Genomic DNA, 26254 nt, shown 5'->3' with positions numbered 1-26254 from the left:
CCACCCGTTTTCTAACGATATTTGAAATGCACTTTCGTCACATTCCTAAGCCGCCCCCCCCCAAAACCCTCACTCAATCCCGACTCGCACCAGTCCCAGAGGGGAATCCACATCGACTCCCCTTCCTGAATCTCAATGCAATGTGGGTTGAGAGGAGAAAGGCCGCATACTTACCGTGCCTGCACATGAGGGAACTCGCGCGTTTTACGAATGTAAGATATGCATCCATATAACAATATCGCCTCGTCAGGCTCACCAAGGAACATCCGAATGCCTATCAATCTTGTTCGATCGCTTCAAAAACGCATACTCGCCTTGAACCCCAGGCCACGGGTCCGGGAGCGTCTGGGATATAGTTGGGAACTGGACCCCACAGATGTGCTTCAGCGGCGCATATTGATCGGGCAGGATTTCGAAACGCGGCAACTCAGCCACCTGAAGAACCTCATGCGAACTCACGGCTCTGAATGCTTCTTTGATTGTGGAGCCAATTTCGGTCTTTACAGCGTGATAATCGCCGGAACGTTTCCCGACATCCAAGTGACCGCCTTCGAGCCAATCGATCAAACGCGGCAACAGCTTCGGCGTAATGTCGCGCTGAACCACATGGAAAGCCGTATCGAAATTGAACCATATGCCCTATCGGATCACGCGAACCGGCGCGATATGCATATCGTGGCAAATTCGGCAGGTCAGGCCACACTGGATCAGGATCATCCCGAACACGCCGCGCATCAGTTCACCAGCAGAGAAACGGTCGAATTGCGGCGGCTCGACGACCTCACAACACAGCGAGGGCAGAGGATCGCCCTCAAGATCGACGTCGAGGGTCACGAAATAGAAGCCGTGAGCGGTATGCGACAGCTGCTGCAAGACAACGACGCAATCGTTCAGATCGAATTTCGTCAATCCAACGAAACGACCTTGATCGCCCTGATGGCCGATATCGGTTACAACGTCATGGAGATGATTGAGCACGACCTCTATTTCGGCAAGACGCCCGCCTAGAGAAATGCGTCGTAGATCTGGTCCATGCGCGCAGCGGACATTCGAATGTCGAAATTCTCCGCTGCCCGAGCCAGCCCTTTAGCATAGAGCGCGTGGCGCCTCTCACTCGAATGCATCAGAGAATCCAGCGCTGTCGTGATAGATGCCGTATTCACGACATCGAGTCCGATAGCCGCGTCTCCTATGACCTCGTCCAACCCTCCTATCCTGGATGAGATCAAAGCCGCGCCCCCGGCCATCGCCTCAAGCGCCGCGCGGCCAAATGCTTCGGATTTTACCGTTGGCACGACTGCAATCGCAGCACGGCATAGTGCGTCACGCACGTTGGAATGCCCGGCACCATGGTGTATTCGGCATTGGTCCGGAAATGTGGCGGCAAGCTTGTCGATATCGTGCATGAGGTCCGGAGCACTGGCAGCATCCACCAGAAAAAGATCTGCCGACCAATCAGGGTTTGCCTCCAAAATCGGGAAGAGCGCGCGCGCAAGCAGCGTGATCCCCTTATTCTCATCGACACGTCCTGCATATAAGATCGTCTTGTCGCGATGCGCTACATCCACAGGATGCCAAGACGAAATATCCAGCCCGTTCGGCACGGCGCGTACGAGGCAATCCGCGGAGGGCCAGTCGAGCGCGAACTTACGGGCACATGCCTCACTGACGAAAGCCAGAGCGTCTACATGGGACAAACGGCGTAAGTGATTCCAGCGCGACAGGCGTCCCTTGGGGGGATTCAGAAAGTTGTGACGATGGACGACCAGCGGCACGTTCGGAAACCGTCTGCGCATCTGAGCGGCCGTCGGCACATGTTGATGCACTACGATCAGGTCAGGCTGCAGATCGCGCAAAATAGCGTTGCGTCTGCGTCGGTCTTTTCGGGGATACAGACGAAGGTCGAAGCCTTCAAAGGGAGTGTCGAGCTCTTCAGCCACAATCGTAGTCGTATCACGATAGCGGCTGAAGGACACTAGATCGTGCGCGCAAAGATCGATTGATGTCGCCCCGACCGGCCCGAAAGTCATGTTGCGCGGCAAAACGACAGCGATGCGCGGTGTGTCCGTCATTCCTCTGCGGCCAGACTCTGCTGAAACTCACGCCACTCCCCTGCCGACATGCCGCTGGAGGCCTGATCGACCTGTTCGCCTGCGATCATGCGGCGGATGCAGTCCACTCCCTTGCCGGAGAACTGGACGCCGCCCAGGCGGTAATCCTCGAACGCGGCATAGGCATGCGGCACCCAGTCCGCGACGATCTTGCAGATCGCGTCTGCGTAGACCCTGATTTCATATTGCGCATGTGCATCCGCACGCAGGCGCAGGAAGTGGAACAGGTTGTGCAGGTCCACCTTCCAGTACCATTGGGTGTAGATATTCGCGGGCAGGTTCATCCGCGCAAGCTCTCGCGCCAGACCATCCTGGCCGTCCTGTTCCAGCATCTGCTGATAATGATCGTAGGCGCGGTTCGAATCCGCGCGCAGGATGTCGAGGACGCGGGCGGCTTCCTCTCCCTCCAGAACACCGCCGCGGCCCTGATTGTTGATCTTGGATTGAGCGGCCAGATTCTCCGGCGCGGGAATGTAGAATTCGCGGTCCAGTATGGAGTATCGCGCCGAATATTCGTTCACGTTCGCGGTGCGGTGCCGAATCCACTGCCGGGCCACGAAAACGGGCAGCTTCACGTGCAGCTTGATCTCGCACATCTCGAAGGGCGTCGAATGCCAGTGGCGCATCAAATAACGGATCAAGCCGGCATCGTTCTGCACAGCCTTGGTCCCCCGACCGTAGGAGACGCGAGCCGCCTGCACGATGGCGTTGTCGTCACCCATATAGTCGATGACGCGCACGAATCCGTGGTCCAGAACCTCATGCGCATTGTAGAGGTGCGCCTCCATGCCCGGAACCGTGGCGCGGCGCGTCGTGCGCTCTTCGCTGCGGGCCGTTTCGATTTCAGCCTGCTGATCGGGGGTGAGGGGCATTGCGGTCTCCATCCTGCGTCTGGTCGTATGTATAGCGCGCGGTGCGCACAGTGCCACCACTTCGTTAGTGGTGAACCGATGATTGGACCGCACAGCCATCACACCTATGTCTCCATCGTGCGACGGCGGGCGACATGCCCAGCCGCGTCTGTACCCAAGGAGACAGCTCATGACCCTGAAATACCTCCACACCATGGTGCGCGTCCGCGACATCGAACAAAGCAAGGCGTTCTATTGCGATCTGCTGGGATTGGAAGAGACCCGGCGCATCGAAAGCGAAGAAGGCCGGTTCTCCCTCGTCTTTCTTTCCCCTCCCGGGCAGGAAAACGCGGCTGTGGAACTGACATATAACTGGGATGGCGACGATGCCCTGCCCGATGACAGCCGGCATTTTGGCCATCTGGCGTATCGCGTCGGCAATATCTACGAACTTTGCCAGAAGATGATGGACGCGGGCGTCACCATCAACCGCCCGCCGCGCGACGGCCACATGGCCTTCGTACGCTCACCCGACAACATCTCGATCGAATTGCTGCAGGAGGGCGATCCCCTGCCCGCGCAGGAGCCTTGGGCCTCGATGGAGAACACCGGAAAGTGGTGATTGCTCAGCGCCGGGCCTGTTGCCCGGCGCCATGACATCTGTGACGGGAAATCGCTGCGCGCTCTTGATAATCGGGTTGCCACGCTCTACTTCTAACAGTGCCTCGCTTGCGGGGATATGGCGATAAACGCGCATGTAATAAGCGGTTCGGACCCGGGGGCGGTACCCGGCGACTCCACCAATCACCCTGTCATTTGCAGGGCGGACGGGGTCGAAACAGTATCGACGGACGTCTAAAGATGTAGCCTTCGCTCGGTGAGATACCACCGTTATCGGTTCGCAAAGTATAGTTGCAAATGACAACCATGCTCCGGTCGCAGTCGCCGCGTAAGCGGTGCCTAAGATCGAAACTTAAGTCCTTGCGCCTAGCCGCGTAAGGCGGGGTTCGCAGGCACCTGGCAACAGAAGCCTGCACTTGATCCCCTCACCTGCGTCTTAGTCCGTTTGATCCCTGCTCGGCTGGATCACTCTGCGTATCCATCGGAACGTCCTGTCATACGGCCCTGTTCACCGCGACAGAATCGTCTATTGTCAAACCCGACACTGAGTGGGGGATGAAATGTCGAGCCAGATCAACTACGGACAGCTTATGCATCGTGCCCTTCAGGGGCTGTTGCGCGATGTTCTGCAACGCGTGGCCGAACACGGGCTGCCCGGTTCACATCATTTCTTCATTACCTTCGACACCACCCATCCCGGCGTCGATCTGGCCGATTGGCTGCGCGAACGCTATCCGCAGGAAATGACCATCGTCATGCAGGAATGGTTCGACAACCTGACCGTCATGGACGACCGGTTCGCGATCACCCTGAACTTCGGCAATTCCCCCGAACCGATGGTGGTGCCGTTCGACGCGGTCCAGACCTTCGTCGATCCCTCGGTCGAGTTCGGATTGCGGTTCGAGGCTCAGGACACGCCTGTGACGGATGTCGAGACCGAGGATGAGGTAGAGGACGCCCCACAGGCCGACGAACCCGCGACGGCGAAGTCCGGCGCGGAAGTCGTCAGCCTCGACAGTTTCCGCAAGAGCTAGCCCTGCCGGCGCGGCAGGCGCGATTGCGACGCGCGTCCGGTACGGGTATGAAACGCCCAACCGACGTTCAACGAAAAGGCCCTGCCATGACCACGACCCGTACCGAAACCGACAGTTTTGGCCCTCTCGAAGTTCCTTCCGACAAGTATTGGGGCGCACAGACCCAGCGCAGTCTGATGAATTTTCCCATCGGCTGGGAAAAACAGCCCGTCGCGCTGGTCCGTGCTTTGGGCACCATCAAGCAGGCGGCCGCGCAGGCGAACATGGATCTCGGCTCACTGGAGCCGAAGATCGGAAATGCCATCGTCTCCGCCGCGGCCGAGGTGGTCGAGGGCAAACTTGACGACCATTTCCCCCTGGTCGTGTGGCAGACGGGGTCCGGCACGCAGTCGAACATGAACGCCAACGAGGTGATCGCGAACCGCGCGATCGAGTTGCTGGGCGGTGAGATCGGCTCCAAATCGCCGGTTCATCCGAACGATCACTGCAACATGTCGCAAAGCTCGAACGACACCTTCCCCACCGCGATGCACATTGCCGCCGCGATGACGGCCACGCAGGTGCTGATCCCCGGTCTGGAAAAGCTGCAAAAGGCGCTCGCGGCGAAGGCCGAGGCGTTCAAGGACATCATCAAGATCGGCCGCACCCATACCCAGGACGCGACCCCGATGACGCTGGGACAGGAATTTGGCGGCTACGCCTTTCAGGTCGAGCAGGGCATTCGCCGCGTGAAGCACGCGCTCGGCAATATCTATCCGTTGGCGCAGGGCGGCACGGCTGTCGGCACCGGCCTGAACACGAAGGTCGGCTTTGCCGAGAAGGTCGCGACGAATATCGCTGAAATCTCGGGCCTTCCCTTCATCACCGCCCCCAACAAGTTCGAGGCGCTGGCCGCCCATGACGCCGTGGTCGAGATGTCGGGCGCGCTGAAGACCGTCGCCGCATCCCTGTTCAAGATCGCCAACGACATCCGCCTGCTCGGCTCCGGCCCGCGATGCGGTCTGGGTGAATTGATGCTGCCTGAAAACGAGCCGGGCTCCTCGATCATGCCGGGCAAGGTCAACCCGACCCAGTGCGAGGCGCTGACACAGGTTTGCGCGCATGTCATGGGCAACGATGCGGCGATCGGATTCGCGGGCTCGCAGGGCCATTTCGAACTGAACGTCTACAAGCCGATGATGATCTACAACCTGTTGCAGTCCATGCAGTTGCTGGGCGACGCCTCCGTCGCGTTTACCGACAATTGCGTCTCGGGGATCGAGGCGGACGAGGATCGGATCTCGAAACTGATGTGGGAGAGCCTGATGCTGGTCACCGCCCTCGCCCCCGAGATCGGCTATGACAACGCTACCAAGGTTGCCAAGACCGCACACAAGAACGGCACCACCCTGAAGGAAGAGGCAATCGCCCTCGGCTTCGTCGATGCGGAGACCTTTGACCGCGTCGTGCAGCCGAAGGATATGCTCGGCCCGAAGTGATGGATCAGCCCCCCTGCCAGCAGGGGGGCTTGCCCGCATCAAGTGGACGCGCCAAACTTACCCGATGAGCAAGATCGTCACTCTCTCCAAGGTCCGAAAGGCCAAATCCCGCGCCGAAAAGCGTGCGCAGGCTGACGCCAATTCGGTGCGCTTCGGTCGCACGAAATCCCAGCGGAAACTCGAATCGAGCCTGGCTGAGAAGGCTGAACGCGCCCTGGACCGGCATGAGCGCGAATGAGCCGCCCCGCGAAACACTCCGTCACATTGCGCGGTCACCGCACGTCGATTTCGCTTGAGCCGGAATTCTGGTCCGCCTTTCGGGACATCGCCCGGCGGCGGTCGCTGTCCACGAACGCGCTGGTCAGTGTGGTGGATGAGGGGCGCGACCCGGATACCGGTCTCGCCTCGGCGATCCGGGTCTACGTGCTCAAATCCGCGTTGTCCGCCGACTGAAACTGATTCTGATCCCCGATTCCGAACGAACGGTCAAATGGGCCACCGGACGTGGCACGTCGCCTTCGACCACGTCCAGTCGCCAGTTCTGAAGGATGAGGGCGAGGAATATGATCCCCTCCGCTGTCGCGAATCCCGCGCCGGGGCAAATGCGCGGCCCTGCGGAAAACGGAAACCAGGCGTGATGCGGAACGGTTCGCGACCACCGCGACGGATCGAATTCATGGGGCCGGTCCCAATGCCGTTCATGTCGTCCGCTGTGCCATGGCGACAGGATCACGGGATCACCCGGACGCACGGGCCGCCCGCGCAGGCTGTGCGCCTTACTGGCCTCACGCGGCAACATCGGAACCGGGGGGTACAGGCGCAAGGCTTCGCGCCAGACATCGCGCAGGAACGGCATCTTGGCGAATTCGGTGGGCGCGCAGGATGCGACCTCAGCCGCCGCGCGCTGCTGATCGGCGGGCGACAGGGCCAGGCAGTACAGCGCCCAACTCAACCCGGATGCCGACGTCTCATGCCCGGCGAGCAGGAACATCACCGCCTGATCGACCAGTTCCTCGGCTGAGAAAGCGGCACCCGTCCCGCTGTCCTTCGACCCCGACAGGCGCGACAGCAGATCATCCTCGGTACCATCGCGATCCGCGATCAGATCGGCGACCATCAGGCGCAACTGACGGGCCGCGCGACGCCCCCGACGACGGCGCGGAATCCATTTCGGCAGCCGAAGCAAATCGAGCGGAGACGCCAGCGGTTGCGCGCGCTGATAGGTCTGGAACGTGCCGAAGATCGCCTGCGCGCGCGCGTCGTCAATGGTGCGGGAGAATACGGCGCGCAAGATGACATCTGCCGTCGCCCGCGCTGTCATCGCCTCGACCTCCACGATTCCGGCCCGGATGCTTGAGAGCATGACCTGCCCTGCCGCAAGGATTTGCGGCGTCATCTCGCGCACGCGGCCCCCGGAAAAGGCCGGATCGATCACCGCACGGGCCCGCGCCCACTCCGCCCCGTTGGTCACGAAAACCGCCCGTCCCAGCAGCGGCCCCAAGGTGGCGGCCAGAAACGCGCTCTTGGGATAAGCCTCATGATCGTCGAGGATCTGGCGCGCAAGCTCGGGGTCGGGGACGGTGAAGCTGCGATAGAGCGGGGCCTTCATCTCCGCCATTTTGGCATGGTAGAGCCGCGCGGGCTGGGACGCGAACATGTCACGACGAAAGGCGCGCCACCGGGCCAGCCGGCTCATTCCATCCGGCCTGCTGGGCGGTATCGGCGGGATCACGGGCATGGATCGACGCCCGTATGACCACTGACGGGCGCGGTCTTTCGGCTGGCAGTCGATCCGCGCGAACCGAACCGGGCCCGCAGGGTCAATGCCCCGGCGGTGATGCGGAAATAGTCGTATACATCCGGCCGACCGAACGCGCACAGATACTGGACGTGTTTGCGAAAATAGCGGCGCTTGTAAGCCTTGATCTGCTCCTCCGACATCGTGCGCAGAAAGGTTGCGGAGATCACGACGGGGTTCGGGTCAGCCTCCCGTGCGACACCGGCCGTTGCGACGGGATCGACCAGAGCGAAGCACGCGCCGTCCGACGGTGCCGTCACGTCCAACCAATAGACATCGGACGCGCCCGCCACAGTACGCAAATCGCGCCGTAGATCCCCGGCGGTCGGCAGAAAGCTGACCATCGGAATGACATGCCCCAGGGTAAGAAGGCTGACATCCCCCACGCCGCGCCGCTGCAATCGCGCGACCACATGCACCGCCAGCGCCGCGCCGGAGGAATGGCCCACAATCAGCACTTCATCGACGGTGCCGACCCGCTGCGCGATCAGATCGGTCCATTCCTCGACCCGGCGGGAAAGCGGTTTCGGCATCCGACCGCGCGCCCGGGCCGCAAAGGCGTAATCGCTCATCAGATAAAAGGCATAAAGATGCTTTTGATCGTAGGATCGGGTCAGGCGTATGATCGTCAGAAACACCGCCATGCCGACCACGAAATCAATCCCCGGCGGGCTGAGCCGGCTGGCCGCCGTCCCCAGCCAGAATGCCAGATTGAAATACAGGACCAGCATGAAGATCGGATAGAGCGCGATAACCATCGGCACCGACCGCAGCCGGATCAGACGGAATAAAGCGCCGGAGAAGATGTATATCCCGGCGGTGCGCAGCATCTGCCAATAGGCCTGCAAGGCGCTGTCGCTCATCGCATCGCGCACCAGATCATTCCAACCCAGAAAGCGGATATCCGCCTGACTTTCCACACCACCGTCGCGCAACTCGGCTGTCCAGCCATACACTCCGCCCCCGCGAGGCGTACCATCCACATGCAGACCGTAGCCCGATATTCCGGCCTGCTCCGCGCCCTGACTGCGGTATAGCTCACGATATCGCCGCGCACCGATCGGGTCGAAGCCGGGAACGAAGAAAACCGCCCGCCTGCGGACATTCTGCTCAGGTTGGGCGGTAGTCTGGGTCATGGGATCAGATAACGCCGTCTCGATGTACTTGGAAAGCCCGGACGCTCATTGAGCACAAACACAGTGCGCCCGGGCCCGCCGAGGCAGACTTACCCGAAGGTCGCGAGGACCGGGAACCGTTCCAGCAGCCAGAAGGACAGATCCGTGAAGGCGCCGGTCAGCATCATCACGCCGACCACGATCAGCAGCACGCCCATCGCCTTCTCGATCATGCCCATATACGGGCGTATCCGCTGCATCGCGCCCATGAAACGCCGCAGAAAAATCGCCGCCGCCAGAAACGGTATGCCCAGTCCGGCAGCGTATAGCGCCATCAACGCGATCCCGCGCCCGACACTGGCCTCCTGCGCGGCAAGGCTGAGGATCGAGCCCAGAATCGGCCCGATGCACGGTGTCCAACCGAAGGCAAAGGCAAGGCCAAGCACATATGCCCCCACCGCGCTGCCCCCACGATCCCCGGCATCCAGACGTGCCTCACGGTACAAAAGGCCGATCCGGAACACGCCCAGGAAATGCAGGCCGAACACCGTGACGACCGCCCCGGCGACCATTGCGAATTCGCGCTGATAGGCCAGCAGAGCGCGCCCGATCTGCGATGCGGCGGCCCCCATGATCAGAAAGACGGTAGACAGGCCCAGAACGAAAAACAGGGCCGCCAGAATGACGTTGCGCCGGGGCCGTGCGGACGTGTCGCTCGTCAAATCATCCATAGACGCCCCGGCCATGTAGGCCAGGTATGGCGGCACGATCGGCAGCACGCACGGGCTGAGAAAGCTCATCAGACCAGCGATCAACGCGATGACCAGCGCGCCCCCCATCGAGGCATCCAGGATTTCCAGTCCGAACATTCCGGCACTCCTATATTTCCAGCATCCCTAGCCTGATTTTTTTCCTCCGCACAAGGGATGCGCCGTCACGAAACCGTTTGCCGCCCGGCACGACACCGCGCTAACTGACCGTATGGAACAGAGACTCGACGCCACCGGCCTGTTGTGCCCCCTGCCCGTTCTGCGCACCAGAAAGCGGCTTCGGTCCCTGCAAGTCGGGGAGGTCCTGCATGTCAGGACCGACGATCCTGCGGCGGTCGTGGACATGCCCCATTTTTGCGCCGAGCAAGGCCACGTGCTGCATGACGCCGGCCCCGACGGTGCGGCGCATCTTTGGCGGATCGTCAAGGGCGGCGGCTAAGGGTCAAGCGGCGCTCTTGCCGCTCTGGCCAGCGCGGCGTAGAACCGCCACGACACTGCGAGACGCGGAGAGCCTTGAGATGAGCGAACTGAGCTATACTGAGCCGAAACCAAAGGTCTATGCCGGGGCCACAGGCGATTGGGAACTGGTCATCGGGCTGGAGGTTCACGCCCAGGTCGCGTCCAAGGCCAAGCTGTTTTCCGGGGCCTCGACCTCCTTCGGGGCGGAGCCGAACTCCAATGTGGCGCTGGTGGATGCGGGTCTGCCCGGCATGTTGCCGGTCATCAACCAGTTCTGCATCGAACAGGCCATCCGTACCGGGCTGGGACTGAAGGCGCAGATCAATCTGGAAAGCGCCTTCGACCGCAAGAACTACTTCTATCCCGATCTGCCGCAGGGCTATCAGATCAGCCAGCTTTACCACCCCATCGTGGGTGAGGGCGAAATTCTGGTCGATATGGCACCGGGTATCGGGCGCAAGGTACGGGTGGAGCGGATCCATCTGGAACAGGATGCGGGCAAGTCGATCCACGACATGGATCCGACGATGTCCTTCGTCGATCTGAACCGCACAGGCGTCGCCCTGATGGAGATCGTGTCCAAGCCCGACATTCGCGGCCCCGAGGAAGCAGCCGAATACGTGCGCAAGCTGCGCCAGATCCTGCGCTATCTGGGGACCTGCGACGGCAACATGCAGAACGGCAACATGCGCGCGGATGTCAACGTCTCCGTATGTCGTCCGGGCCAGTATGAGAAATATCAGGAGACGCAGGATTTCAGCCATCTGGGAACACGCTGCGAGTTGAAGAACATGAACTCCATGCGCTTCATCCAGCAGGCCATTGATTTCGAAGCCAAGCGCCAGATCGCGATTCTGGAGGATGGCGGCTCCATCGATCAGGAAACCCGTCTCTACGATCCGACCAAGGGTGAGACACGCTCGATGCGGTCCAAGGAGGAGGCGCACGATTACCGCTACTTCCCCGACCCCGACCTGCTGCCGCTGGTCGTGACGCAAAAACTGGTGGACGACATCGCCGCCGCTCAACCCGAATTGCCGGATGAGAAGCGCGCCCGCTTCGTCCTGTCCTTCGGCATGACGGAATACGATGCCAGCGTCCTGACGGCGGAGGTCGAGAGCGCGGACTATTTCGAAGCGGTGGCCGACGGGCGCGACGGAAAGATGGCCGCGAACTGGGTCATCAACGAGTTGTTCGGCCGCCTCAACAAGGAAGGCCTGTCCTTGTCGGACAGCCCGGTCGGGGCCACGCAGCTTGGCGGCATCATCGACATGATCGCGAATGGCGATATCTCGGGCAAGATCGCCAAGGACGTGTTCGAAATCGTCTGGAACGAGGGCGGCGACCCCGCCGAGATCGTCGAATCGCGCGGCATGAAACAGGTCACGGATACCGGCGCCATCGAATCCGCCGTGGATGAGGTCATCGCGGCAAACCCGGCACAGGTGGAAAAGGCCAAGGCGAATCCTAAACTTGCAGGATGGTTCGTCGGTCAGGTCATGAAATCCACCGGCGGAAAGGCAAACCCGCAGGCCGTACAGGCCATCGTGCGGGCCAAACTGGGGTTGGAGGACGACTGATGGGCGATATGGAATACAAGACGGTTCCACTGCCGGCCGAGCCGCGCAAGTTCAAGGGCCTGAAAAATCCCGTAGATCGTGCGAGCCGGACGATGACCGAGATCCTCAACGAGGAATCCAGGGGCGGCTGGTCCTTCGTCCGGGCAGAACGGATCGAGCTGGAGATGCGCACCGGCTTGTTGCGCCGTCATGATGAGGTTGACGTCACGCTGCTGATCTTTAGCCGTGAAACCACCGAAAGCGGGCGGGCGGGATCGGCACAGCGGATCGAACCTCGATCCGTGCGCTCCCCCCAGCCCGCGTCCGACCGCATGGAACGACCGATACCGCCATCCGCAACAGGGCACCTCGACGCGGTGCCGAGAGACCCCGAACGCACCGCGGACTGATCGCGGCCATATCTGATCCGTGATCATATCTGATCTTTAACAGGCCCCGCATTCATGTCGGGGCCTGTTTCACATGGACCGGTTCCCGGCAACAGGACCGTCGCGCATGTCGCCGCAGGACGGAACCCTGCAGCGGTCCCCCGTGTTTATTCTTCATTGAGATATAATTCATTGGAGGTAGCCATGGCTGAGAAAACACCCCCCGAAGCACCTGAAAGCAAAGGCGAACGTGAACGCCGGCGTGAGCTTGAAACGGAAATGGGCGCCGAAGGCACGATCAGTCAGGGTGGCCGCGAGGGCGGACGCCTCGCCCGCAAGATCGGCACCAAGGACGAATTGAAGCGCGCGCAAGAGCGCCCCGCCGGTGTCACCCGCGTCACGAAATCGGATGAGCAGGAGGACGACGAATGAAGGATCTTCAACTCAAGCCCCAAACCTGGGTCGTGATCGCAGATGGTGAAAAGGCCCTGTTCATGGTCAACAAGGGCGACGCGGAATATCCCAACCTGCACGTGTTCCGTGAGGAGGAGCAGGACAATCCGCCGAACCGTGAGCAGGCCGCGAACCGGCCCGGACGGTTCAACGACGGAACCGGCCCCCAACGCTCCGCCGTGGACGATACCGACTGGCATCAGCTTGCCAAGGATCGGTTTGCCAAGGACTTGGCCGAGATCCTCTACAAGCGGGCACATGCCAACAAGTTTGAGGCTCTGGTGCTGGCCGCTGACCCCTCCACCCTGGGCGAGCTGCGCAAGGAATTGCATCAAAGCGTCACCGACCGGATCGTTGCGGAGCTGGACAAGGATCTGACAAACCACCCCATCGACGAGATTGAAAAGATGCTCTCGTGGAGCCGACCGGACAATTTCGACAAGGATCTTTGATATGAGCGATACGAGACAGGCGAGCACCGAACCTGAAGCCCAACTCTGGGAGCAGTTGGACGGGCACACCGCCGGGATGCTGGGCGTGTCCGGTTCCGGCCAGCACATGCAGCCGATGGTGCACATGGCGGCCCCGGACGAGAAGGCGCTGTATTTCTTTACCAGCAAGAGCAGTGATTTGGTGAAAACGCTCAAACCCGGTGCGATCGCGCACTATACCTATGTTGCGAAGGATCACGATTATCACGCCTGCATGAAGGGCAATCTGACAATCTCCAACGATCCGGCCAAGACGGATGAGTACTGGTCGCCAATTGTGGGCGCGTGGTTCGAGGGCGGCAAGACAGATCCCGATCTGGCGCTGTTGCGCCTCGATCTGGAGGATGCTGCGATCTGGGCCTCCACCGATTCTTCGCTGAAGTTCGGATGGGAGATGGCAAAGGCCAATCTGGCATCCGACACGCAGCCGGACGTTGGCGTCAGCAATCACATCTGGTTCCGCAAACGCCCGACCTGACCTGATCTGACCTGAGCAAATAATACGAAAATACGTCCTTCAGGCCCGCCTCGGCGGGCCTGTCGTGTTTTAGCCGGCAAAAGTGGCGCCGCGTCGTCTTTGACTCAATCCGCATTCAGCATGAAGATCGAAAGCGGGAGGATCGGTCATGCAATACGCGAAACAATTTCTGTCTTCTGAGGACATCCGCGCGCTTTCGAAGCGTTCGGATTGGATGGGTGCGTGGATGCTGCTCCACTGCTGGGGCATCATCTTCGGCGCGCTGGCGCTCTTTGCCATCTGGCCGAATCCTCTAACGTTCATACTGGCCGTGATGTTGATCGGCTCACGCCAGTTGGGCCTCGCCATTCTGATGCATGAAGCGGCGCATTCCGCCTTGTTCAAGAGCAGGCAGCTCAACGAATTTGCCGGTATCTGGCTGTGCGGCCATCCGATCCTGGCCGATATGCCAGCATACAGGCACTATCATCTGGCCCATCACCGCTACACCCAGACAGATCGCGATCCCGATCTGGCGCTGTCGCTTCCCTTTCCGACCACCCGCGCCAGCCTCATCCGAAAGTTCCTGCGCGATCTTACCGGACAAACCGGCGTCAAGCAGCTGGTCGGCCAGATCGTGCTGTGGTTCCGCATGGCCGGCGATCACGACGCGGTCGAGGAAGCAGAAGCGAAGGAAAAGATGGCACAAGCGTTCAAGGGTTTGGACTTCGGCACGTCGCTTGGGGTCAACGCCGCGATCATCATCGCCTTCGGTCTGATCGGTGACTGGTGGTGGGGGCTGGCGTTCTGGCTGTTGCCCCTGCTGACGTGGTTCCAGCTTGTCTTGAGGATCCGCAACATTGCGGAGCATGGAGCCGTCGAGCATTCCGAGAACCCCCTGCAAAACGTCCGCACCACGGCGGCCGGGCCGTTGTGGCGGCTGTTTGTCGCGCCCTACTGGGTCAACTACCATCTGGAACATCATCTGGTGATGCACCTTCCCGCCCGAAACCTGCCAAAGCTGCACCGTTTGATGATCGAACGGGGCCACGGGGCGGCCATGCGGCTGTCACCGTCGTACTGGAGCGTCCTGGGCGACGTGGGCTGGCGACGCAAGGTCCGCTAACAGCAATCGACGCCGCCAGTTTGCTCGGCTAGGCTGAGCTCATCACAGCGGAAAGGCGTACCGATGAAACTTGCCACTCTGGACGACGACAGCCGCGATGGCCGACTGGTCGTCGTTTCGAACGACCTGACACGCTGCACCGATGCACGTCGGATCGCGCCCACCTTGCAGGCCGCATTGGACGATTGGTCCAGATTGAGGCCCGAACTGGCCGCGCTCGCCCGCGCGCTCGAAAGCGGCTCCGTTCCCATCGAGCGGTTTCATGAGCGCAACGCCCTCTCCCCCCTTCCCCGGGCTTACGAGTTCCTCGACGGGTCCGCCTATATCAATCATGTAGAGTTGGTCAGGAAAGCACGCGGCGCGCAGATGCCGCCCTCCTTCCACACGGATCCGCTGATGTATCAGGGAACCGCCAGCGGCTTTCTGCCGCCACGTGGTGCAATCGCGTCGCATTCCGATTGGGGCACCGATTTCGAGGGGGAGATCGCCGTCATCACGGACGACGTTCCGATGGGAACCGATGCAGAGACGGCGCGCGATCTGGTCGTGCTGGTCATTTTGCTCAACGACATTTCCCTGCGCAGCCTGATCCAGCCTGAATTGACGAAAGGCTTCGGGTTCGTGCAATCGAAACCCGCCAGCGCCTGTTCCCCCGTCGCGGTTACCCCCGATGCCCTGATAGGCTGGGCCGAGGGAAAGCTGACCGGCATTCTGGAGGTCGATCTGAACGGCGTTCCGTTCGGGCGCGTTCGCTCAGGTGACGACATGACGTTCGATTTCGGTGAGCTGATCGCCCATGCCGCCAAGACCCGGCATCTGGTGGCCGGAACGATCATCGGTTCGGGCACGGTCTCCAACAAGCTCGACGACGGCCCCATGACCACTGTGGGAGAGGGCGGCGCCGGATATTCCTGCATAGCGGAATTGCGCATGATCGAAACCATCGCGGAGGGCACGGCGTACACCCCCTGGCTGGGTGAGGACGATGTCGTGCGGATGGATATGAGAGACGAACAGGGCCACTCGATCTTCGGCGCGATCGAGCAGACGGTCGTCGAAATCTGATATCGTCGGGGACCTGGCGGCGGGGGATCGGCACAAATCCCGTCCCCTTCACAGAGGATAACAAAGGCCGCTACCGCCTCACCTGCGAACCCGGCGGGCGGTCAGCCTTCCCGAACGGTTCTGATAAGGTCCTTGTTGAGGCAGTAGTCCGGCGGGGACCCCACATGTGAGCCTGCATTCTCAGCGAGCCATCCCTGACAGTCGTCGGCGTTCAAACAACGTCCACAGCGCAGCATCGCGGTTCGCATTCTGCTGGCGCCGTTCACGTGACCGACCAGTTCGGCCTCAATGTCGATCCCGGAGGTTTCCATCATTTGCACGACGAGCTTTTCGTCATGGTTCTTCTTGCGACCTATGGACATTGGATTATTCCTTTCGCAATTATGCGGGTTAAAGAGGTTTGTTGGTTCCCACCAATCGAACCTCGTCTCGACCCCAATCTGCAATCTCGCCATCCAGACCGCCGGTGAAGATACCGTACCATACGGCTGGCTTCATCTTCATTGCCTTGCGGCTGAAAGAGAGCTGGGTGGGGGCTTCGATTGTCCAGTAGCCCTTGGTTGGCCCACTGATCTTGACCCCCTCGACATCGCGTGTCGTTTCCACCATCGGGCGAAACTCCGGCACATCCAGAACGAATACCGCGATCATGTGTCGGACTCCTGATACGCGCGGACATAGGCGGCCTTGCGACGCCAAACCGTGTCGATATCGGCAAGCAGTTGCCCTTCGTCACGGGCTTCGCGCTCCACTTCCATGGCAGCCTTGAGGGTTAGCATCGCGTCAACCTCGTCGATCTTTTCGGTTTCGCGCAGCCGGCGCGTGATCTCGACAGGATAGCCGTTGGGATCAAGGAAATAGATCGATTCAAGGATCTCATGCTTGGTGTAGGGGGAGACCTTCACCCCCCGTTCGGTCAGGGCTTCCTTCCAGGCGATCAGTTCTTCCTCCGTATCGACAGCCCAGGCGGTGTGGGTGGCGAAGTAGAAATGATGTTCCTCAGGGATATAGCGTTCCGGCTGCTCGCTGCCGATATAGTAGAAAAATGCGATGGTCGCGTCTTTTCCCGCATCGAAAAAGAAGTGCAGGAAATCGTGGTGACCGGGAGGGCCCCAGCCACGGGCGCTGATCGCGTGGACCAGCGGCAGGCCCAGCACATCGCGATAGAACTCGACTGTCTCATTCAGCTTCCACGTGGGTCGCGCGGTGTGATCGACACCCGAAAGCGTGAGAGAGCCCGGCCCATCGACCTTCTTCATTGCGGATACATCGCTCGACGCGATGCCCATCGCGCTGTTGAAGGTTACCGCCGATGAGGCATCTTCGCGTTTGCCAAGTTTTTCGCTCATGTTCGCATCCTCCCGATTTCATTCTTGAACATGTAGCGTTTTATTGAGAGAGTATCAATAACTATTTTCTCTGGCCCGGAAAGAACATTCATGCCATCGGTACCGCCATGACTGAGCAAGTGAAATCCAAGCGCCGCAGCCGGGGACGCCCCCGTTCCACAGGGGATGATGACAACGGAATAGTCACGCGCGAGGCGATCATTGATCTTGCCTATGCCGAGGCCCGGACCACGCCATTGTCCTCCATCTCGTTCGTCCAGCTGGCCAAGTCGCTGGGCGTGGTGCCCGGATCGCTGCACTATCACATCGGCACCAAGGATGACCTGAACTCCGCCATTCTGAACCGCTTCTACAAGGGTTTGCTGAACAGGATGGTTGCCGAGATCTCCGATGGATCATGGCGCGACAGAATTTCCAGCGCCGGCTGGATCCTGCTGGAAAGCTGGAGAGAGCACAGGGGTGCTGCCGAGCATATTCAGACGCGCGCGAAATATCGTGTCTTTCAAAAGGTCAAGGAAGGGGAGCGGGATTACGGCGCCCTGTTTCTGGACCACGTTTTCACCTTGTTCAGGGAGGCGGGATTTACCGCCCATCAAACCGCCCTTTATTATCACACGCTGGCGCTGCACTGTCTCGCCTCGGCCAATAGCGACAGCCGACGATTGGAGCCGGCGGAGCATGGAACGTTCCTGAAAGAACGCGCCGCAACCAGCGACGCAGAGACCTTTCCAGGGCTGGGCTACGCGCTGAACGACTTCGCCGACATCCGCGCGGACGAAGCGTTCAGGCTGGGGCTTGAGGCACTGCTCGACCGTTTCGCCGCCGAGAGGTCATAGCTGCGAAGGCAGCCATGTCGCCAGCCCCGGAACCGCCCAGACAAGCACGAGTGTCAGCAGGATCAGCCCGATAAAGGGCCACGACGCCCCGTAGATGTCGCGCAGACTGACCTCACGCGGGCTCGCCGAACCCAGCGCGAACAAGGCGTAGCCAAATGGCGGCGTGATCGCGCCCAGCGTCAGGTTCAGCAGGAAAAGTGTCCAGAACACCAGTGGATCGAAACCGAAGGTATCCAGCAACGGCGTGTAAATCGGAATCAGGATCAGCAGCAGCGCGATCTGGTCCAGAAACATGCACAACACGAAAGGGATGATCATCAGCAGGATCAGAACCATTACCGTCGGCATATCCAGCGCGGTCAGGAACGCCACCAGATCGCGCGTCAGTCCCGAAAATGCCAGAAGCTGTGTCAGAACCTTCGAGGCGGCCATGATCAGCAAAATCATTGCCGACATGAGGATGGCCCCCTTGAGCGAGTCCAGGATCATCCGCACCGACAACTTGCCATAGATCGCGGCAACGGCCAGCGCACCGAACACCCCGCAGGCTGCCGCCTCGTTCGGGGTGGCGATGCCCAGCAGGATCAATCCCAGCACAGCGAAAATCACGATCGAGAATGGAAGCAACGATATCACGGCCTTCCACATCGGTCCGCGCAGTTTGTCCGGGCTGGACGTCATGTCGCGGGACGGATCGCGCCACAGCAGAAATTGCACATAGGCAAAAAACAACAGACCCGCCACCAAACCGGGCAGCACACCGGCCGCCAGCAGGGCCGAGATCGAAGTGCCCGAGAGCATGCCGATCAGAACGATGAGGAAACTTGGCGGGATGATCGGCGCAAGGCACGCCCCGCCCAGGACCAGGCCCGCAAGCAGGCGTTTGTCCCCGCCACGCTCCATCGCCTCGGACATGACCGTCTTGCCCAGCATTGCGGCAACCGCGACGGCGGAGCCGGACAGCGCCCCCAACAGGACGGAGATCAGCACGACGATGACATATTGACGCCCGCGGATGCGCCCTACGATGTCGTCAACCGCATCGAACAGGATGGTTATACAGCCGGAGCGGAACAGCAGCTCCCCCAGCAGAATGAAGAGCGGCACTGTAACCAGTTCCGACGTCATTGACGTATCCAGAATGCTGGCGGCAAAAATCGACAATCCTTGTGGCCCCATCAGGCCCAACGCGGCGATGATGTTGAAGCCGAAAAAGGCGGCGAAGACCGGGACGCCAATGATGAACAATAGCGCCAATGCGCCGAAACCGATTGCGATGGGCATCAGTTGGCTTCCCTGCTTATGTGAAGGTCACTAAATTTCTCTTTGCCCAGAAAGGCCGTGAGCGCAGTCCGAAGAAAGTGAACAGCTGATGATCCGAACCCGTAGGTGATGAACGACAACAACCACCAGCGGGGGATCGGGTATCCCGCAGCCGTTCCGGTGCCGGCGCGGAAGGCGGCCAGCAGGCTGTCAGTCACGATCCATGTCATCGTCGCCAGAACGATGAATGTCATTGCGGCAGCGATTCCGGTCAGATAGCGAACCACGGTTTGCGATGTCGCGGCGGCGGCTATGAAATCCATCGCCACATGTTGTCCGTGTTTGGTGACAGCCGGTGCAGTGATGAATATGGAAGCCGCGAGGGTGTATCCCGTCCAGTCAGGCACCCAGCCAAGCGGTGTCGACAGCAAATAGCGCGACATCGTTCCCGCGAACGAGAGCGTAGCAAGCGCGGCAAGCGCCATCATGCCCAGCCATAGGCCCAGTTCGCTCAGACGATCGTGAAACAGGCCTAGGGATCGCAGCATGACGGTAGCTCCAATGACTGGGGATTCGCCACTTCCAGCGTACCGGAAGTGGCAGGGTTGCGCGTATTACTCGCGCAACAATCCGGCATCTTCGACCGCTTCACGCATACGCGCGGCTTCGTCGGGATTGCGTGAGCCGGCAAAGGCCCAGGAACCACTGACGACTGCGGCTGCAAGGCGTCCGGCAGCCTCGTCACTCAGCTCGATCAACTCCATTCCGGCGGCAGCCATCTTCTCCGCTTCCTCCGCATTGAGGCGATCGTAGACGCCTGGAGTCTCATCCTCCAACACTATTGCCTGAGACTCGAATACTTCACGCGTTGCATCATCCAGACCGTCCCAGAACGATTGGTTGGCGAGGATGATGTGCGGTGAAGTGGTCTTGGTGTCGAAGTAGAGTTTCGTCACTTCGGCGAAGCCGTAGCCAGTCGCACCGGCGGCAGGGAAATACGCCCCGTCAACCACGCCACGCTCCAACGCGCTGAACATCTCCGCCGGTGGCAGAACAACCGGCGTCCCGCCCAGCGATGCGACATAGGGATGTTGCGGCGGCAACGCGCGGACTTGCAGGCCAGTCAGATCGCCCTGATCCGAAAGATCACGGTTGAGGTAAATCCAGTAACCATGCGCCAGTGGAACAGACAGTGTCTGAACGCCCAGCGCCCCGTAAGCTTCGTCGATCACATCACGCGCACCGCTGTCACGGAAGGCCTCAGCTTCGGGGCGGATGCTTTCCAGGCCGGTCAGCAATGTGATCGCCCCGGTGTGGAAGCCGGGATAGGTGCAGAGCACCTGAAACAGTCCGTTCTGGACAGGCTCAAGCTGGTCGAGCGGCGGGATCGTTTCGGGTCCAAACATCTGAACACTGATTTCGCCGCCGGACGCTTCTTCCAGCATCTCGGCATAGCGGTCACAAATCACGCTTGAGCCGGTATAGCGATCATCCCAAGTCTTGAGCATCCGAACCGAGGTTTCCGCAGATGCGGCAAACGCCGATACCGTAATTACGCAGGTCGCCAGCAAAGTGGTTATCTGTTGTTTCATTTTGGGTCTCCTCCCGTTCGAGTGCCGGTACGTCCGGCCCCGTTATTGTGCGTCAACTGTCAGGCAGCAGGCGCAAATTTCTCTTCCAGAATGGTGCCGGCCCCTTGCGTTACCGGCTCAAGGTTCATTGACTTGAGCATCGAGCGAACCGTGCAGGCGGCAGCTGACGTGACGGGCAGGCCCAACTGCTGCTCCACCGGGGACAGCGCCGCGAGCGACGGCATCTGCACACAGGCCGACAGCACCACGACATCGACGCCCTTGGTATCGAGCCGTTTGACGTCTTCGATCAAGGCCATCGGATCACGTGCGCCGACCTCCAGGTTGTCGGCGATCTCCAGCGCGAGGCTGTCGTGAACCTCGAATCCCTCGCTGGCGATGTAATCTGTTACCTTCGCCGCCAGCGGTTTCATGTAAGGCATCAGCAGACTGACCCGCTTTGCCCCCATTTCGTGCAGCCCCTCGACCAGGGCACCGGCAGAGGAAACCACGGGAATGTCCTTGCCCTCCTCCGCGACAACCCCTTCGAGGTTCTTGCGCGAAATCCGGTGATAACCCAGGCTCTGCGCCATGATGGCGACCAGGCAGGCATAGCCCATCACGTCCACCTCGGCATCCGCCAGCTCACGGGCGCACCGCAGGCTGTCCGCATCCATTGCGGATAGTTCCTCGGCGGTGACTTTCTTCATGCGCATCCGGCTGGAATGAAAGGTAAACCGCTCAGGCCTGATCGCCTCACGCGCCCGCAGCATGGCAGGAATCTCGGTTTCCATCGTGACGTTCGAGCTTGGGACGATCTGTCCGATGCGATACGTGGCTTTCATGGCTGTTTCTCCTGATCGGGGTGGCGCGCGGCGTATTCTTCTACGCGCTCCTTGAGTATTTCAGGCAGCGCCACGGCAGCACGGGTTTCGGGGTCCACCACCACGGGGGTCAGCCGCGCGAGGAAAGCGATGGGGCCTTCGCGCTTACCCTCCTCAACGACATGACGCGCGGTGATGTGCAGATCGAACGTCCGGCTGCGAATGGCTCCGACCCTGACCTCCATGGTAAATACTGCGTCCAGCGGCAGCGGGGATCGAAAATCAAGTTCCGCACCGCGAACCGGGAAATCGACGCCCATGCTGTGCTTTGCCGCGTGCAGGGGGCCGCCCAGCATCTGTCCCAGAAAGGCCTCATAGGCCGTGACGCAATAGTCGAGGAACCGGGGCGTATACACGATGCCCGCAGGATCGCATTCGCCCCAGCGCACAACCCGACGGATCACCAAAGGCGCGTCGGACACGACAGCATCCGTTGCATCGTAGAAGGCGGCTGGCATCGTCATGATGCAGCCTTTGCGCAATCAAGCTGCGCCATGAAACCGGGATATTCCACCGTCGCCCGCGCCACGTCCATGTTGGAGGTGCGCGTCAGGTAATCGAGGGCGAAATCATGCACAGGCTTGCCTGCCATGCGCTTTGCCATGTCCTCGTACCAGGTGTAGCTTTCCCGAGCGGCAGAAAGCAGATTGTCGGCCTTCGGCTTGCGCCGCGCGACGTAGGTTTCCAGCGCCGAGGGGATATCCTGACATTCCGCGATTGCATCGACCAGTGCGATGGAATCCTCCATCGCGATCCGGGTGCCAGACCCGATCGAGAAATGCGCACGCCGCACCGCGTCACCGATCAGCACCCGGTGACCATGCACCCAGTTGCGGTTGCCCACAGGCTCGAAATTCCGCCAGACCGAGTTGTTTGAAATCAGCTTGCGGCCGCCCAGATCCTCTTGGAACAGCTCTTCGCAAAAGGCCTGCCGCTCATCATCGGATTTCTCTTCGAAACCGCAGCTTTGCCAGGCAGCTATGTCGCATTCCATTACGAATGTGCACATCGTATCCGTATAGGGATAGTAATGGGCACAGAAGGCGCCCTTTCCTGCGGTCCGAAAACTTAAGGTCGGTCCATTGCCATCACATTCCGCCCCATACCATGAGAATGCGTTGGTCAGGCTCGAACTATAGGTGCCAAACTCTTCGTTATACGCATTTCGCAGGGTGGAGTTTGCGCCGTCAGCGCCAACAACCAGATCGGCTTCCTCCAGCAGGGTCGGATCCGTGACATCATCGTGATAGCTGATCCTGACGCCCTGCTCCTCGCAAAGCGTTTGCAGTACGTTCAACAGTTTCAGACGCTCGACCGCGCCGCCATATTCTGCGCCCTCAATCTCAATCGCCTCGCCGTTCAGAATGATGCGCTGATGGCCGAGCATCCTGCTGATCGCCTTGATACGTTCGAAACTCTCGACATCCGCCGCTTCCAGTTTGGCCATTCCGCGACCCGCGAGAACCACGCCAAAGCCAAAGGTAGCGTCGGCGGCGTTGCGTTCATGCACATGCACCTCGCAGCCGGGAATACGTTTGCGTGCAAGATAGGCGAGGTACAGACCCGCTGGCCCACCGCCCAGGACATTGATCTTCATATCGAGACTCCCTCAATTTTAACCGGTGAAAAATCGGTCATTCCGCCATCGTCTCGCCAGCTGCTTCACGGTGCACCATTTCTGCGATGAGTGTGCGCAATGGTGCCTTGTCCAGTTTGCCCACCTTGGTCAGCGGCAGCGCATCAATGCGTTCGATCCGCTCGGGCCATTTGAAAATTGCGAGGCCTGCATCCTTGAGGAACGCACCCAGTTCCTTGACGCTCGGCAGAGCGGTGCCCTCCGGTGCCACGGCAAACAGACAAATCCGCTCCCCATGCGTCGGACAAGGCATGCCGACCACAGCGACATCCGTGAACGCGGGATGAGCCATTACGGCGCGTTCGACTTCCTCGCAGTTCACCTTTTCGTTCGCGCGGTCCACGACATCCTTGATCCTGCCCTCGAACGAATAATATGCCTTCCCGTCCTCCCGGATCCGGCGCATCAGATCGCCGGAGCGGTAGAAGCCGTCGGATGTGAATGCTTCGGCATTGCGCTCCTCGGCATTGTAATAGCCGCGGATCGTGTAGGGCCCGCGGGTTACCATCTCACCGATTTCACCGTCGGGGACATCGGTTTCCGTACCCGGTTTGAGTATCCGAACCTCATCGAATTCCGATATTGGCTGCCCGCAGGTGTTGTAGCGTATCGCCTCACTGTCCCCCTCACGGGTGAACATGCACGTGCCCTCGGTCATGCCGAAGATCTGGTGGCCGGGAACACCCATGGTTTTCGTTACAGTTTCGGCCGCATCGGTCGAGAAGATCTCCTTCAGGCTGCTGATATCTATCTGACCTTCGAGGACCTCGGATTTCATCCGCATCACGATCGGCTTGGCCGCACCCATCACAGTGGGGCGCAGGGTATTATGCACGGCACGGATCGAGGCCGGATCGACCTGCGGCGTGGCAATCACCGCGCCGCCTGACAAGATCATGGAGCCCCAGCCGCATCCCATGTTCAGGTTGTGCGCGAATGGCATCGGCACAAAGATGCGATCCTCGGATGACCAGCCTTTGAACGCGAAAACTGAGCGCATATTATACGCGTATTCCGAATTGAGCCGGGGAATGATCTTGGGCACCCCTGTTGTCCCGCCGGACAGTTGGAATGCGCCAACCTGCATGGGATCGCGCGGCACCTTGGCCAATGCCTCTGCCACGCCCTCACGCTTTGTCTGCAAATCGGCCAGATCGACAGCGCCCTTCCCAGCTGTGCCGCGAGTGGAGATGATCAAGCGCAGGCTTTCAACCTCGCCCTGTATTTTCTGTGCGAATGCGTGGAAGTCGAACTTGGGCGTGTCGGATTCGATAAAGTGCGCCTTGGCCCCACCGAATTTGGCCAAATAGCCAATCTCCATCTCCCGATGTGCGGACAATGTGCAGATCGGAATGATGCCCGCCTTCCAGCAGGCAATGTAGGCGATCAGGGTTTCAGGCGTATTGGACAGCTGAAAGATCACCCGATCCAGCGGCGCCAGCCCCAGATCCAGAAGCCCCGCCGCCACCCGGTCACTTGCCTCATCCAGCTGCGCGTAGGTCATCTTTCCGCCAACCCACAGGATCGCATCACGGGTCGCGTGTTTCCTGGCGGCGGACCGGAACCCTTCGGCCAACGTCTCATCCCTGAGTGCACCGGCCTCATGCCAACGTTGCACATCGGCTGGATCCGGATAGACGACACCGGCAAGCCGCTCATTTGGTTCGTATTTCATGGCCTCTCCTCCCAGAGTTTTTATTCAGGTCGTCAACCGCCCCGCCAGGAAATCACGTATCGCCTCACCCGCCAGGGCCTGGCCGCTCGGCTCTCCCGGCTCCAGCGGTTGCCCGTGATGGGTGCCGCGAATGACAGCGATTTCCTTGTCGCTCGTTCCGAGAGCTTGCCAGATCTCCTCCAGATCGGCGGGGAAAACGCAGGCATCGGCTGTGTAGCGGATAACGAGTGTCGGCTGGTCGATCGCGGGTGCGCACCGCACGATCGAGGCGCGGGAGGTCAGCCCTGACCACGTCGAAAGCCAGCTTTCCGGCGTACACACCCGGCCAAAGCCGACGCCGTTCATGTTTGTCTTGAACGGATCGTTGCCCCACAGCGAGCCGATCTTGCGATCCGTAGGGTCCAGGGAGAGGTCCCAGTTCCGCAGGTCCGCATCGGTGCGCGGGACTTCGAATATCTGCTGCCAGCCCGCAATCAGCTTTTCCTGCATGGACGGATCACTCAATTTGCGTGCGAGCATGCGTGAGCGGATCATGTCCTTTGCGGCGACATCAATTCGGGCAGTCCGTGCCCTTTGCGCATCGCGATAGCGGGTCACGAAATCGGGGGCGTATGTCGCTCCTTTGGGATCAAAGCCATTTTCGGATGCGAACGGAAACAGGGACTGATCCATCGACAGGGGATCGCGTTCGTCAGTCACCGACGGGTCGACGGAGTTCATCAGCAAGATACCCTGCCCCGGGTGCGGCGCGACGAAGATCATCAGATCGGGCCGGGCCAACGGGGCCTGCGCCAGCTTGACCGGCCGCCCGCCTGGCGTGCGCTTCTCCCGTGCCTCCGGGTCGAGCGATGCCTGCTCGGCGTAATAGGCGTAAAGCCCGCCGCCACCGGAATTGCCCACCAACACGATCTGTTCGAAGCCCGCGTTCTTGAGGAATGAAGTGCCCGCATCCACGTCGAGCACAGCCAGCTCATGCTCAAGACGCAGGTCGTTGCCCGCACTGCGCGACCCTTGAACCCACACGGCGGCCCCCGCGCGCAGCAGTTCCGGCACAAGATAATGACTGGCCAGAATCTCCCGCGGGTGCATCAGGCAGCACACGGCCTTTTCACCCCCGCGCGAGTACAGAAAACCGTTGAGATTGGCCCCGTCCACGGTGGTCAACGAATGTACGCTTGCGCGCATGTCAGCCGGTAATTGAGCTTCGTTCCACTGGGCGCCGCGCAATCCTGCCAACGGCTTTACGGTTTGATTCTGCACTCT

Annotated in this window: 31 protein-coding genes and 1 other RNA gene; 16 read left to right on the top strand and 16 right to left on the bottom strand. The window is 60.5% G+C overall.

What is annotated here, in order from left to right:
* The first annotated feature begins 396 nt into the window (after nt 1-396).
* A complete protein-coding gene (locus H1S03_RS08420) occupies nt 397-1008 on the top strand; it encodes an FkbM family methyltransferase (protein ID WP_185804029.1) in 612 nt (203 codons plus the stop codon).
* On the opposite strand, the gene H1S03_RS08415 is transcribed toward H1S03_RS08420, so the two are convergent.
* Nucleotides 1005-2072 carry a glycosyltransferase family 4 protein gene (locus H1S03_RS08415; protein ID WP_185804028.1) on the bottom strand — a complete coding sequence of 356 codons (1068 nt, stop codon included), beginning with the start codon at nt 2070-2072 and terminating at the stop codon, nt 1005-1007. The genes H1S03_RS08420 and H1S03_RS08415 overlap by 4 nt on opposite strands.
* Nucleotides 2069-2983, bottom strand: a complete 915-nt coding sequence (gene thyX / locus H1S03_RS08410) for an FAD-dependent thymidylate synthase (protein WP_185804027.1) — start codon at nt 2981-2983, stop codon at nt 2069-2071. The genes H1S03_RS08415 and thyX overlap by 4 nt, the downstream gene beginning before the upstream one ends.
* A 169-nt stretch (nt 2984-3152) precedes the next feature.
* Here thyX and H1S03_RS08405 point away from each other — a divergent pair, with 169 nt between their 5' ends.
* The 6 genes from H1S03_RS08405 (at nt 3153) to H1S03_RS08380 (ending at nt 6548) form a co-directional block, all read left to right on the top strand.
* The gene (locus H1S03_RS08405; protein ID WP_185804026.1) at nt 3153-3584 is read left to right on the top strand and encodes a VOC family protein; all 432 of its coding nucleotides are present in this window, start codon (nt 3153-3155) and stop codon (nt 3582-3584) included.
* Nucleotides 3585-3644: 60 nt separating this feature from the next.
* Nucleotides 3645-4000, top strand: a transfer-messenger RNA (tmRNA) gene (gene ssrA / locus H1S03_RS08400).
* A gap of 143 nt (nt 4001-4143) precedes the next feature.
* The gene (locus H1S03_RS08395; RefSeq protein ID WP_185804025.1) at nt 4144-4617 is read left to right on the top strand and encodes an SspB family protein; all 474 of its coding nucleotides are present in this window, start codon (nt 4144-4146) and stop codon (nt 4615-4617) included.
* An 86-nt stretch (nt 4618-4703) separates the two neighbouring features.
* Nucleotides 4704-6095, top strand: coding sequence for a class II fumarate hydratase (fumC, locus tag H1S03_RS08390; protein ID WP_185804024.1), 1392 nt, complete (start codon nt 4704-4706; stop codon nt 6093-6095).
* A gap of 64 nt (nt 6096-6159) precedes the next feature.
* Nucleotides 6160-6333, top strand: coding sequence for a DUF4169 family protein (locus tag H1S03_RS08385; protein WP_185804023.1), 174 nt, complete (start codon nt 6160-6162; stop codon nt 6331-6333).
* Nucleotides 6330-6548 (top strand): ribbon-helix-helix domain-containing protein, encoded by a 219-nt coding sequence (locus tag H1S03_RS08380; protein WP_185804022.1) that lies wholly within the window; start codon nt 6330-6332, stop codon nt 6546-6548. The genes H1S03_RS08385 and H1S03_RS08380 overlap by 4 nt, the downstream gene beginning before the upstream one ends.
* Here the strand turns inward: H1S03_RS08380 and H1S03_RS08375 are convergent.
* The 3 genes from H1S03_RS08375 to H1S03_RS08365 form a co-directional block, all read right to left on the bottom strand.
* Nucleotides 6523-7791: a cytochrome P450 gene (locus H1S03_RS08375; protein ID WP_249777853.1), complete on the bottom strand. Its 1269-nt coding sequence runs from the start codon at nt 7789-7791 to the stop codon at nt 6523-6525. The two genes, H1S03_RS08380 and H1S03_RS08375, sit on opposite strands and share 26 nt — an antisense overlap.
* A 32-nt stretch (nt 7792-7823) precedes the next feature.
* Nucleotides 7824-9029: a hypothetical protein gene (locus H1S03_RS08370; RefSeq protein WP_185804021.1), complete on the bottom strand. Its 1206-nt coding sequence runs from the start codon at nt 9027-9029 to the stop codon at nt 7824-7826.
* Between the two features lie 89 nt (nt 9030-9118).
* A complete protein-coding gene (locus H1S03_RS08365; RefSeq protein WP_185804020.1) occupies nt 9119-9877 on the bottom strand; it encodes a cytochrome c biogenesis CcdA family protein in 759 nt (252 codons plus the stop codon).
* Nucleotides 9878-9989: 112 nt separating this feature from the next.
* Between H1S03_RS08365 and H1S03_RS08360 the strand changes: the two genes are divergently transcribed.
* The 8 genes from H1S03_RS08360 (at nt 9990) to H1S03_RS08325 (ending at nt 15777) form a co-directional block, all read left to right on the top strand.
* A complete protein-coding gene (locus H1S03_RS08360) occupies nt 9990-10217 on the top strand; it encodes a sulfurtransferase TusA family protein (protein ID WP_185804019.1) in 228 nt (75 codons plus the stop codon).
* A gap of 79 nt (nt 10218-10296) precedes the next feature.
* Complete coding sequence (gene gatB, locus H1S03_RS08355; RefSeq protein ID WP_185804018.1) at nt 10297-11817, top strand: Asp-tRNA(Asn)/Glu-tRNA(Gln) amidotransferase subunit GatB; 1521 nt, start codon at nt 10297-10299, stop codon at nt 11815-11817.
* Nucleotides 11817-12206, top strand: coding sequence for a DUF4177 domain-containing protein (locus H1S03_RS08350; protein ID WP_166190028.1), 390 nt, complete (start codon nt 11817-11819; stop codon nt 12204-12206). The genes gatB and H1S03_RS08350 overlap by 1 nt, the downstream gene beginning before the upstream one ends.
* Nucleotides 12207-12389: 183 nt before the next feature.
* Entirely contained in the window at nt 12390-12617 is a 228-nt protein-coding gene (locus tag H1S03_RS08345; protein WP_166190026.1) for a hypothetical protein, read from the top strand.
* Nucleotides 12614-13090, top strand: coding sequence for a host attachment family protein (locus H1S03_RS08340; RefSeq protein ID WP_185804017.1), 477 nt, complete (start codon nt 12614-12616; stop codon nt 13088-13090). Before H1S03_RS08345 ends, H1S03_RS08340 begins: the two co-directional genes overlap by 4 nt.
* Nucleotide 13091: 1 nt before the next feature.
* Entirely contained in the window at nt 13092-13607 is a 516-nt protein-coding gene (locus H1S03_RS08335; protein ID WP_185804016.1) for a pyridoxamine 5'-phosphate oxidase family protein, read from the top strand.
* 148 nt (nt 13608-13755) lie between these two features.
* On the top strand, nt 13756-14712 hold the full coding sequence (locus H1S03_RS08330; RefSeq protein WP_185804015.1) for a fatty acid desaturase family protein: 957 nt from the start codon (nt 13756-13758) through the stop codon (nt 14710-14712).
* A gap of 63 nt (nt 14713-14775) precedes the next feature.
* Nucleotides 14776-15777: a fumarylacetoacetate hydrolase family protein gene (locus tag H1S03_RS08325; protein WP_185804014.1), complete on the top strand. Its 1002-nt coding sequence runs from the start codon at nt 14776-14778 to the stop codon at nt 15775-15777.
* A gap of 101 nt (nt 15778-15878) precedes the next feature.
* Here H1S03_RS08325 and H1S03_RS08320 read toward each other — a convergent pair whose 3' ends face one another.
* From H1S03_RS08320 to H1S03_RS17350, 3 genes are read right to left on the bottom strand one after another with little or no spacing between them, the layout of a single operon-like run.
* Nucleotides 15879-16139 carry a DUF6455 family protein gene (locus H1S03_RS08320; protein WP_185804013.1) on the bottom strand — a complete coding sequence of 87 codons (261 nt, stop codon included), beginning with the start codon at nt 16137-16139 and terminating at the stop codon, nt 15879-15881.
* 28 nt (nt 16140-16167) lie between these two features.
* The gene (locus H1S03_RS17355) at nt 16168-16428 is read right to left on the bottom strand and encodes a hypothetical protein (protein ID WP_205793294.1); all 261 of its coding nucleotides are present in this window, start codon (nt 16426-16428) and stop codon (nt 16168-16170) included.
* Complete coding sequence (locus H1S03_RS17350) at nt 16425-17126, bottom strand: VOC family protein (RefSeq protein ID WP_221892639.1); 702 nt, start codon at nt 17124-17126, stop codon at nt 16425-16427. Before H1S03_RS17350 ends, H1S03_RS17355 begins: the two co-directional genes overlap by 4 nt.
* A 107-nt stretch (nt 17127-17233) precedes the next feature.
* Between H1S03_RS17350 and H1S03_RS08310 the strand changes: the two genes are divergently transcribed.
* Nucleotides 17234-17962: a TetR/AcrR family transcriptional regulator gene (locus H1S03_RS08310; protein WP_185804012.1), complete on the top strand. Its 729-nt coding sequence runs from the start codon at nt 17234-17236 to the stop codon at nt 17960-17962.
* On the opposite strand, the gene H1S03_RS08305 is transcribed toward H1S03_RS08310, so the two are convergent.
* The 8 genes from H1S03_RS08305 to H1S03_RS08270 form a co-directional block, all read right to left on the bottom strand.
* Nucleotides 17957-19246 carry a TRAP transporter large permease gene (locus H1S03_RS08305; protein WP_185804011.1) on the bottom strand — a complete coding sequence of 430 codons (1290 nt, stop codon included), beginning with the start codon at nt 19244-19246 and terminating at the stop codon, nt 17957-17959. The genes H1S03_RS08310 and H1S03_RS08305 overlap by 6 nt on opposite strands.
* Nucleotides 19246-19773: a TRAP transporter small permease gene (locus H1S03_RS08300; protein WP_185804010.1), complete on the bottom strand. Its 528-nt coding sequence runs from the start codon at nt 19771-19773 to the stop codon at nt 19246-19248. The genes H1S03_RS08305 and H1S03_RS08300 overlap by 1 nt, the downstream gene beginning before the upstream one ends.
* A 66-nt stretch (nt 19774-19839) precedes the next feature.
* A complete protein-coding gene (dctP, locus tag H1S03_RS08295; RefSeq protein ID WP_185804009.1) occupies nt 19840-20817 on the bottom strand; it encodes a TRAP transporter substrate-binding protein DctP in 978 nt (325 codons plus the stop codon).
* Nucleotides 20818-20876: 59 nt separating this feature from the next.
* Nucleotides 20877-21641 carry a maleate cis-trans isomerase family protein gene (locus H1S03_RS08290; RefSeq protein ID WP_185804008.1) on the bottom strand — a complete coding sequence of 255 codons (765 nt, stop codon included), beginning with the start codon at nt 21639-21641 and terminating at the stop codon, nt 20877-20879.
* Nucleotides 21638-22144, bottom strand: a complete 507-nt coding sequence (locus H1S03_RS08285) for an acyl-CoA thioesterase (RefSeq protein WP_185804007.1) — start codon at nt 22142-22144, stop codon at nt 21638-21640. The genes H1S03_RS08290 and H1S03_RS08285 overlap by 4 nt, the downstream gene beginning before the upstream one ends.
* A complete protein-coding gene (locus H1S03_RS08280; protein ID WP_185804006.1) occupies nt 22141-23277 on the bottom strand; it encodes an FAD-dependent monooxygenase in 1137 nt (378 codons plus the stop codon). Before H1S03_RS08280 ends, H1S03_RS08285 begins: the two co-directional genes overlap by 4 nt.
* A 37-nt stretch (nt 23278-23314) precedes the next feature.
* Nucleotides 23315-24991 (bottom strand): AMP-binding protein, encoded by a 1677-nt coding sequence (locus H1S03_RS08275; RefSeq protein ID WP_185804005.1) that lies wholly within the window; start codon nt 24989-24991, stop codon nt 23315-23317.
* Nucleotides 24992-25015: 24 nt separating this feature from the next.
* Nucleotides 25016-26251 (bottom strand): alpha/beta hydrolase, encoded by a 1236-nt coding sequence (locus H1S03_RS08270; protein WP_221892638.1) that lies wholly within the window; start codon nt 26249-26251, stop codon nt 25016-25018.
* Nucleotides 26252-26254 lie beyond the last annotated feature (3 nt).

The sequence above is a fragment of the Pontivivens nitratireducens genome, from assembly GCF_014235845.1.
Lineage (GTDB): Bacteria > Pseudomonadota > Alphaproteobacteria > Rhodobacterales > Rhodobacteraceae > Pontivivens > Pontivivens nitratireducens.
The sequence above is the reverse complement of the archived record's forward strand: the minus strand, read 5'-3'. Positions and strand labels throughout refer to the sequence as shown.

What these genes read in the sequence shown, in the direction of transcription:
- H1S03_RS08370 (WP_185804021.1), bottom strand. Translation starts at nt 9,029, where the DNA reads ATGACCCAGACTACCGCCCAACCTGAGCAGAATGTCCGCAGGCGGGCG.
- H1S03_RS08415 (WP_185804028.1), bottom strand. Translation starts at nt 2,072, where the DNA reads ATGACGGACACACCGCGCATCGCTGTCGTTTTGCCGCGCAACATGACT.
- thyX (WP_185804027.1), bottom strand. Translation starts at nt 2,983, where the DNA reads ATGCCCCTCACCCCCGATCAGCAGGCTGAAATCGAAACGGCCCGCAGC.
- H1S03_RS08405 (WP_185804026.1), top strand. Translation starts at nt 3,153, where the DNA reads ATGACCCTGAAATACCTCCACACCATGGTGCGCGTCCGCGACATCGAA.
- H1S03_RS08290 (WP_185804008.1), bottom strand. Translation starts at nt 21,641, where the DNA reads ATGAAAGCCACGTATCGCATCGGACAGATCGTCCCAAGCTCGAACGTC.
- H1S03_RS08280 (WP_185804006.1), bottom strand. Translation starts at nt 23,277, where the DNA reads ATGAAGATCAATGTCCTGGGCGGTGGGCCAGCGGGTCTGTACCTCGCC.
- H1S03_RS08340 (WP_185804017.1), top strand. Translation starts at nt 12,614, where the DNA reads ATGAAGGATCTTCAACTCAAGCCCCAAACCTGGGTCGTGATCGCAGAT.
- H1S03_RS08350 (WP_166190028.1), top strand. Translation starts at nt 11,817, where the DNA reads ATGGGCGATATGGAATACAAGACGGTTCCACTGCCGGCCGAGCCGCGC.
- H1S03_RS08275 (WP_185804005.1), bottom strand. Translation starts at nt 24,991, where the DNA reads ATGAAATACGAACCAAATGAGCGGCTTGCCGGTGTCGTCTATCCGGAT.
- H1S03_RS08385 (WP_185804023.1), top strand. Translation starts at nt 6,160, where the DNA reads ATGAGCAAGATCGTCACTCTCTCCAAGGTCCGAAAGGCCAAATCCCGC.
- H1S03_RS08375 (WP_249777853.1), bottom strand. Translation starts at nt 7,791, where the DNA reads ATGAGCCGGCTGGCCCGGTGGCGCGCCTTTCGTCGTGACATGTTCGCG.
- H1S03_RS17350 (WP_221892639.1), bottom strand. Translation starts at nt 17,126, where the DNA reads ATGAGCGAAAAACTTGGCAAACGCGAAGATGCCTCATCGGCGGTAACC.
- H1S03_RS08345 (WP_166190026.1), top strand. Translation starts at nt 12,390, where the DNA reads ATGGCTGAGAAAACACCCCCCGAAGCACCTGAAAGCAAAGGCGAACGT.
- H1S03_RS08310 (WP_185804012.1), top strand. Translation starts at nt 17,234, where the DNA reads ATGACTGAGCAAGTGAAATCCAAGCGCCGCAGCCGGGGACGCCCCCGT.
- H1S03_RS08325 (WP_185804014.1), top strand. Translation starts at nt 14,776, where the DNA reads ATGAAACTTGCCACTCTGGACGACGACAGCCGCGATGGCCGACTGGTC.
- fumC (WP_185804024.1), top strand. Translation starts at nt 4,704, where the DNA reads ATGACCACGACCCGTACCGAAACCGACAGTTTTGGCCCTCTCGAAGTT.
- H1S03_RS08330 (WP_185804015.1), top strand. Translation starts at nt 13,756, where the DNA reads ATGCAATACGCGAAACAATTTCTGTCTTCTGAGGACATCCGCGCGCTT.
- dctP (WP_185804009.1), bottom strand. Translation starts at nt 20,817, where the DNA reads ATGAAACAACAGATAACCACTTTGCTGGCGACCTGCGTAATTACGGTA.
- H1S03_RS08335 (WP_185804016.1), top strand. Translation starts at nt 13,092, where the DNA reads ATGAGCGATACGAGACAGGCGAGCACCGAACCTGAAGCCCAACTCTGG.
- H1S03_RS08305 (WP_185804011.1), bottom strand. Translation starts at nt 19,246, where the DNA reads ATGCCCATCGCAATCGGTTTCGGCGCATTGGCGCTATTGTTCATCATT.
- H1S03_RS08300 (WP_185804010.1), bottom strand. Translation starts at nt 19,773, where the DNA reads ATGCTGCGATCCCTAGGCCTGTTTCACGATCGTCTGAGCGAACTGGGC.
- H1S03_RS08360 (WP_185804019.1), top strand. Translation starts at nt 9,990, where the DNA reads ATGGAACAGAGACTCGACGCCACCGGCCTGTTGTGCCCCCTGCCCGTT.
- H1S03_RS08320 (WP_185804013.1), bottom strand. Translation starts at nt 16,139, where the DNA reads ATGTCCATAGGTCGCAAGAAGAACCATGACGAAAAGCTCGTCGTGCAA.
- H1S03_RS17355 (WP_205793294.1), bottom strand. Translation starts at nt 16,428, where the DNA reads ATGATCGCGGTATTCGTTCTGGATGTGCCGGAGTTTCGCCCGATGGTG.
- gatB (WP_185804018.1), top strand. Translation starts at nt 10,297, where the DNA reads ATGAGCGAACTGAGCTATACTGAGCCGAAACCAAAGGTCTATGCCGGG.
- H1S03_RS08285 (WP_185804007.1), bottom strand. Translation starts at nt 22,144, where the DNA reads ATGACGATGCCAGCCGCCTTCTACGATGCAACGGATGCTGTCGTGTCC.
- H1S03_RS08395 (WP_185804025.1), top strand. Translation starts at nt 4,144, where the DNA reads ATGTCGAGCCAGATCAACTACGGACAGCTTATGCATCGTGCCCTTCAG.
- H1S03_RS08380 (WP_185804022.1), top strand. Translation starts at nt 6,330, where the DNA reads ATGAGCCGCCCCGCGAAACACTCCGTCACATTGCGCGGTCACCGCACG.
- H1S03_RS08365 (WP_185804020.1), bottom strand. Translation starts at nt 9,877, where the DNA reads ATGTTCGGACTGGAAATCCTGGATGCCTCGATGGGGGGCGCGCTGGTC.